Source organism: Aeromonas sp. A35_P, assembly GCF_002259925.1.
Taxonomy (GTDB): domain Bacteria; phylum Pseudomonadota; class Gammaproteobacteria; order Enterobacterales; family Aeromonadaceae; genus Aeromonas; species Aeromonas dhakensis.
Genome location: NZ_NEVB01000033.1, coordinates 47681 through 53896, shown reverse-complemented (window position 1 = coordinate 53896; position 6216 = coordinate 47681). Strand labels below are relative to the sequence as shown.

9 protein-coding genes are annotated in these 6216 nt (G+C 57.9%); 4 read left to right on the top strand and 5 right to left on the bottom strand.

The features are described 5' to 3' along the window. The 3 genes from CAK78_RS22955 to CAK78_RS03095 all read left to right on the top strand — a co-directional run. A partial coding sequence (locus CAK78_RS22955) for a hypothetical protein (RefSeq protein ID WP_217900808.1) occupies nt 1-191 on the top strand: 191 nt, incomplete at its 5' end. Nucleotides 192-460: 269 nt separating this feature from the next. Next, nucleotides 461-1135, top strand: coding sequence for a DNA mismatch repair endonuclease MutH (mutH, locus tag CAK78_RS03100; protein ID WP_094696331.1), 675 nt, complete (start codon nt 461-463; stop codon nt 1133-1135). An 81-nt stretch (nt 1136-1216) separates the two neighbouring features. Continuing rightward, on the top strand, nt 1217-1546 hold the full coding sequence (locus CAK78_RS03095) for an isoamylase early set domain-containing protein (protein ID WP_005308703.1): 330 nt from the start codon (nt 1217-1219) through the stop codon (nt 1544-1546). A 102-nt stretch (nt 1547-1648) separates the two neighbouring features. Here the strand turns inward: CAK78_RS03095 and rplS are convergent, their stop codons facing one another. The 5 genes from rplS to ffh all read right to left on the bottom strand — a co-directional run bounded on the left by rplS (nt 1649) and on the right by ffh (nt 5166). Continuing rightward, nucleotides 1649-1996: a 50S ribosomal protein L19 gene (gene rplS / locus CAK78_RS03090; protein WP_005308701.1), complete on the bottom strand. Its 348-nt coding sequence runs from the start codon at nt 1994-1996 to the stop codon at nt 1649-1651. Between the two features lie 32 nt (nt 1997-2028). Continuing rightward, entirely contained in the window at nt 2029-2778 is a 750-nt protein-coding gene (trmD, locus tag CAK78_RS03085; RefSeq protein WP_005308699.1) for a tRNA (guanosine(37)-N1)-methyltransferase TrmD, read from the bottom strand. Between the two features lie 34 nt (nt 2779-2812). Then, on the bottom strand, nt 2813-3334 hold the full coding sequence (rimM, locus tag CAK78_RS03080; protein ID WP_021469844.1) for a ribosome maturation factor RimM: 522 nt from the start codon (nt 3332-3334) through the stop codon (nt 2813-2815). A gap of 24 nt (nt 3335-3358) precedes the next feature. Continuing rightward, complete coding sequence (gene rpsP, locus CAK78_RS03075) at nt 3359-3607, bottom strand: 30S ribosomal protein S16 (RefSeq protein ID WP_005308695.1); 249 nt, start codon at nt 3605-3607, stop codon at nt 3359-3361. A 182-nt stretch (nt 3608-3789) separates the two neighbouring features. Then, nucleotides 3790-5166, bottom strand: coding sequence for a signal recognition particle protein (gene ffh, locus CAK78_RS03070; RefSeq protein ID WP_005308693.1), 1377 nt, complete (start codon nt 5164-5166; stop codon nt 3790-3792). 221 nt (nt 5167-5387) lie between these two features. Between ffh and CAK78_RS03065 the strand changes: the two genes are divergently transcribed. Continuing rightward, a complete protein-coding gene (locus tag CAK78_RS03065; RefSeq protein WP_094696333.1) occupies nt 5388-6179 on the top strand; it encodes a cytochrome C assembly family protein in 792 nt (263 codons plus the stop codon). Nucleotides 6180-6216: the final 37 nt, after the last annotated feature.

The following is a 6216-nucleotide window of genomic DNA, read 5'->3' as shown; positions in this document are numbered from 1 at the left end:
GTGTTAAACAAAGAATGCTGGATCAAGATCCATGTCTTTTACCGCCGGCGATCCGGGATCCGGATTGTGAACAAGTTCGACTGTTCAAAGATCCACCACGGCTATTTTATCCACAGGAGTGGCACACTATCTGCCCCGATATCGCCGCAAAAATCGGTGCCGTTTCACATTTTTTTGTAACAACAGGGTGACTATTCCTACTTTTAAGCAGTTATCCAAGATTTCTGTGGATAACTGTGTGAAACAGCGCGAGCAAACCCTTGGACAACTATTTCAAGGCAGGATCCAGCGCAACGCCCATCGATAAATTGGAGACAAATTCCTTTTAAATCATTACGATAAGCACTTACACATAAAACTCCCCTCCCTGTGCATACCCCTGCCAGGATCGGTTATAAAAACAGCGATCCTCAGGGAGGATCAGAGTTGTTAGAATAATCCCTCTTTGCAGGAGTCACTCATGCCCGCCAACCCCCGCTCCGAACAGGAACTGCTGGCCCGCGCCTACGCCATGGCCGGCTTCACCCTGGCCCAGCTGGCCGCCGACGCCAGCATCGCCGTGCCGGCGGATCTGCGTCGGGACAAGGGCTGGGTCGGTCAGCTGATCGAGTGGCAGCTGGGAGCGAGCGCCGGCAGCAAGCCGGAGCAGGACTTCCCGGATCTCGGCATCGAGCTCAAGACGATCCCCATCGATCCTCAGGGCAAGCCGCTGGAAACCACCTTCGTCTGCGTGGCACCGCTGATCGGTGTCAGCGGCCAGCGCTGGGAGGAGTCCAACGTGCGCAACAAGCTCTCCCGCGTGCTCTGGATCCCGGTGGAGGGCAGCCGAGAGATCCCCATCGGGGAGCGCCGGATCGGCATGCCGCTGCTGTGGAGCCCGAATGAAGAGGAGGAGATGCTGCTGCGCCAGGACTGGGAAGAGCTGATGGACATGATCGTGCTGGGAGAGGTGGAGCAGATCAGCGCCCGCCACGGCCAGGTGCTGCAACTGCGCCCCAAGGCGGCCAACAACAAGGCGCTGACCCGGGCCATCGGCCGCAACGGCCAGCCGATCCTGACCCTGCCCCGCGGTTTTTACCTTAAGATAGGTTTCACCCACGGCCTGCTACAACGCCACTTTGTCCTGCCCGCTTGATCTCCGTTATCAACATCCTTGCCATAAAGTGATATAAAAATAGACAGTCGCTATTTTTCGCAATCAGGACAAGGAGGCGTCATGCCGATCAACAAGCAATTTCTCAAGTCCCGCCCCGAGGTCAAGGTGACCTTTGCCGTGGAAAGAGAGGCCGCAGGGGAAGCCGAGCAGGTGTTGTTGCTGGGAGAGTTCAGCCAGTGGCAACCCATCGAGCTCAAGCGGATGAAGAGCGGTGAGTTCAAGACCACCCTCAACCTGCCGACCGATGGCCCCAGTCATTTCGAATACTGCTATCAGCTGGTTCAGCCGAACGGAGAGACCCGCTACGACAACGACTGGGCGGCGGATGACTACGTACCCGGCCCCTTCGGGCGAGACAACTCTGTGGTGCGGGTCAGCCAGCCAGGTTGAGCCGGTACACCCGAAGTGGATACAAAAAAGGCTCGCCATTGGCGAGCCTTTTCACTACCTGTCGAGCATTTCGCCGACATATCGACACTAATTCGAATCGAATTAGTTGAGCTTCTCTTTGATACGAGCAGCTTTACCGGACAGGTTGCGCAGGTAGTACAGTTTGGCGCGGCGAACATCACCACGACGCTTCAGTTCTACACTGTGGATCAGCGGAGAGTGAGTCTGGAATACACGCTCAACACCTTCGCCGTTGGAGATCTTGCGAACGGTGAAAGCAGAGTGCAGACCGCGGTTACGCTTGGCAATCACGATGCCTTCGAAAGCCTGCAGACGCTCTTTACCACCTTCTTTAACACGAACTTGAACACGTACGGTGTCGCCCTGGGCAAAAGCCGGGATGTCGGTACGCATTTGCTCTTGTTCAAGCTGCTGAATAATCTTGCTCATTGTCTTTCCTTACCTAGGATAAACTGAAAACTCTACTTAACGCTGTCACGCACTTCGCGGACATACTCGGCAAGAAGTGATTCTTGCTCGTCAGTCAGAGCTAGGTTGTTAATAAGTTCCGGCCTTCTTTGCCAGGTTCGTCCGAGCGACTGCTTGAGACGCCAGCGCCGAATCACTTCGTGATTGCCGCTTGTCAGCGCCTCGGGCACCGCCAACCCATCCAACACCTCCGGCCGAGTATAGTGGGGATGATCCAGCAGACCGTCCGTGAAGGAGTCCTGCTCGGCACTGGCCTGATCACCCAAGACTCCTGGAACCAGACGCGAAACCGCATCGATCAGGGTCATGGCAGGCAACTCGCCACCACTTAACACGTAATCCCCGATAGACCACTCTTCGTCGACTTCGGTTTGTATCACGCGTTCATCGATACCTTCGTATCGACCGGCTACCAGAATCAGTTTCTGATTCGTCGCCAACTCGGTTACGCCCGCTTGAGTCAGCTTGCGTCCCTGAGGAGAGAGATAGATGACTTTCGCCCCGTCTCCCGCCGCTTGCTTGGCTGCATGAATCGCGTCACGCAGCGGCTGAACCATCATTAGCATGCCGGGCCCACCACCATAAGGACGATCATCGACCGTACGGTGTTTGTCGTGGGTAAAGTCCCGGGGGTTCCAGCACTCAATCTGCAGCAGGCCACTCTTGACGGCCCGACCCGTTACCCCGTGCTCGGTAATGGCTCGGAACATTTCAGGGAAGAGGCTAATCACCCCAATCCACATAAGAAACCTCCGGCACTCGTGTTACCGCGGGAAACTAGAAACCAGGATCCCAATCAACTTCGATTGTTCGAGCAGTCAGATCAATATTCTTGATCACCTGCTCTTCCAGAAACGGAATCAACCGCTCCTTTGCACCAAAGGCATCTTTTACATTGGCCTCAACCACCAACACATCGTTGGAGCCGGTTTCCATCAATTCGGTCACCTTGCCCATGTCGTATCCCTTGGTGGTCACTACCGAGCAACCAATCAGGTCACGCCAGTAGAACTCGCCCTCAGGCAACGCAGGCAACAGATCGGCGGCTACGCCAATCTCGACATTGGTCAATGCCAGGGCATCCTCGCGCACATCGATACCATCGAGTTTGCAGATCAGACCCTTGTTGTGACGCTTCCAGGACGAAACCCGAATTTCACGCCACGCCCCGTTCTGATTGATCAGCCAGGGGTTGTAATCGAAAATCGCTTCGGCAACATCGGTGAAGGAGTTCACTTTAAGCCAACCCTTGATGCCGTAAACGGTACCCAGGGTGCCCAGAACTACAGGTTTTTCCACCTTAACTCCTTACCGTTTGGCTGATTAAGCAGCTTTGGCAGCGTCTTTGATCAGCTTGGCAACGCGGTCAGAAACAGCGGCACCAGTAGCAACCCAATGCTCGATACGAGCCAGGTCCAGGTTCAGCTTTTCAGCGTTACCAGAAGCAACCGGGTTGAAGAAACCAACGCGCTCGATGAAACGACCGTCGCGGGCGTTACGGCTGTCAGCAACTACTACCTGGTAGAACGGACGCTTTTTCGCGCCACCACGTTGTAAACGAATGGTTACCATATCGTCCTCATTAACATCTAATGAACAAGGCCCGCAAACACGCGGACCCTAGCTTAAAATAAGCCGCATAATTCTACTTGGATTCGTAATAATTGCAACCAAGCCAGCCATTTTTTGCGCAGAGCCGCAATGAAAAGGGCCTGCCGCTGGCAGACCCTCACTCGCTACGTCAGCCCGAATAATCAGAACGGACCGCGGCCGCCACCGAAGCCGGGAGGCAGCATGTTCTTCATCTGGCTCATCATCTTGCGCATGCCGCCCTTGCCGGACATCTTCTTCATCATGCGCTGCATCTCGGTGAACTGCTTGAGCAGCTTGTTGACGTCCTGCACCTGCATGCCGGAGCCCGCGGCGATACGGCGCTTGCGGGAGCCCTTGATGAGATCGGGGTGGGCACGCTCCTTGGGGGTCATGGAGCTGATGATGGCCTCCATCCGCACGGTGAGCTTGTCATCCATCTGATCCTTGACGTTGTCCGGCAGGCCGGACATGCCCGGCAGCTTGTCGAGCATGCCCATCATGCCGCCCATGTTGCGCATCTGGGCCAGCTGCTCGCGGAAGTCTTCCAGATCGAAGCCCTTGCCACTCTTGACCTTGCTGGCCAGCTTGGCGGCCTTCTCTTTATCGACGGTACGCTCCACCTCCTCGATGAGAGAGAGCACATCGCCCATGCCGAGGATGCGGGAGGCGAGACGATCCGGGTGGAACGGCTCCAGCGCGTCGGTCTTCTCGCCCATACCGATGAACTTGACCGGCTTGCCGGTGATGTGGCGCACCGACAGGGCGGCACCGCCGCGGGCATCGCCGTCCGCCTTGGTGAGGATCACGCCGGTGAGCGGCAGCGCCTCGTTGAACGCCTTGGCCGTATTGGCGGCATCCTGACCCGTCATGGCATCCACCACGAACAGGGTCTCGACCGGCTTGATGGTGGCGTGAAGGTGCTTGATCTCCTCCATCATCTCGCCATCGACGTGCAGACGACCGGCGGTATCGACGATCACCACGTCATAGAACTTCTTGCGCGCCTGATCGATGGCCGCGTTGGCGATGTCCACCGGCTTCTGGCTGGCATCGCTCGGGAAGAAGTCGACGCCGATGTCGCCGGCCAGGGTCTCCAGCTGCTTGATAGCCGCCGGGCGGTAGACGTCCGCACTGACCACCAGCACCTTCTTCTTGTTGCGTTCCTTGAGCAGCTTGGCCAGCTTGCCGACCGTGGTGGTCTTGCCGGCACCCTGCAGACCCGCCATCAGGATGATGGCCGGCGGCTGGGCCGCCAGATTGAGCTGCTCGTTGGCCTCCCCCATCACGGAGACCAGTTCGCCGTGCACAATCTTGATGAAGGCCTGGCCCGGGCTCAGGGACTTGGCCACTTCCTGGCCCACCGCCCGCTCCTTGACACGCGCGACGAAGTCACGCACCACCGGCAGGGCGACGTCCGCCTCGAGCAGCGCCATGCGAACTTCGCGCAAGGTATCCTTGATGTTCTCTTCGGTCAGGCGGCCACGGCCGCTGACGTTGCGCAGGGTGCGCGAGAGTCGTTCAGTCAAATTCTCAAACATGACGCATTCCGGTTCTTGGCGTAACAAATGGGAGGCATTATACCTCACTCGCACGATGAGGACGATTATTCGCCGCACTCGGCTGCGGTCAGCCCTGTGCGGCTGACCCAACATGCTGCCTATATATGGGCAGATCGGCGGCAGCACAACTGGCGAGCACATCTTGTGCAAGGTATACTGCCCTTCCTATTCCCAATCGCTTGCTCGACAACGACCCGGTTATGATCGTGATCTCTGTTCTGGCCCTGGCGTTCTATCTGCTGGCCATCATCGCCTCTCTGCACCTGCTGCTCAGTGCCAAACCAGTGGGACAAGCCCCCCTGTTTGCCTGCATCGGACTGGCCCTGATCGCCCATGGCGCCGCCCTCTCCGGCGAGGTGCTGGTGACCCACTCCGGGCAGAATCTGAGCATGCTCAACGTGGCCTCGCTGGTCAGCCTCATCATCAGCTGCTTCATGACCTGCGTCACCCGCCGCTTCAACGGCTGGATCCTGCTGCCGGTGGTATACAGCTTCTCGGCCCTGTTGCTGGCCGCCAGCGCCCTCATTCCCGGTCGCTACATCACCCACCTGGAGGCCCATCCCCAGCTGCTGCTGCATATCGGCCTGGCGCTGATGGCCTACTCGGTATTGATGATCGCCTGCCTGTTTGCGCTGCAACTTGCCTGTCTGGACCGGCAACTGAAGACGCGCAAGATCAGCCAGCTGCCGGCCATGCCACCTCTGATGACGGTCGAGAAGCGGCTGTTCCAGCTCATCTCGGCCGGCGTCCTGTTGCTGACCCTCTCCATTGCCTCCGGCCTCTTCTTCCTCGAAGACATGTTCGCCCAGGGCAAATCCCACAAGGCCATCCTCTCGATCCTGGCCTGGTGCGTCTACGTGCTGCTGCTGTGGGGCCACCATACCCGTGGCTGGCGCGGTCGCAAGGTGATCACCCTGAGCCTGACCGGCAGCTTCATTCTGACCCTGGCCTACTTCGGCAGCCGCTTCGTCAAAGAAGTGCTGCTGAGCTGATCGCCCACTACTTCTTCATCACCCAGTCCCACAGGAG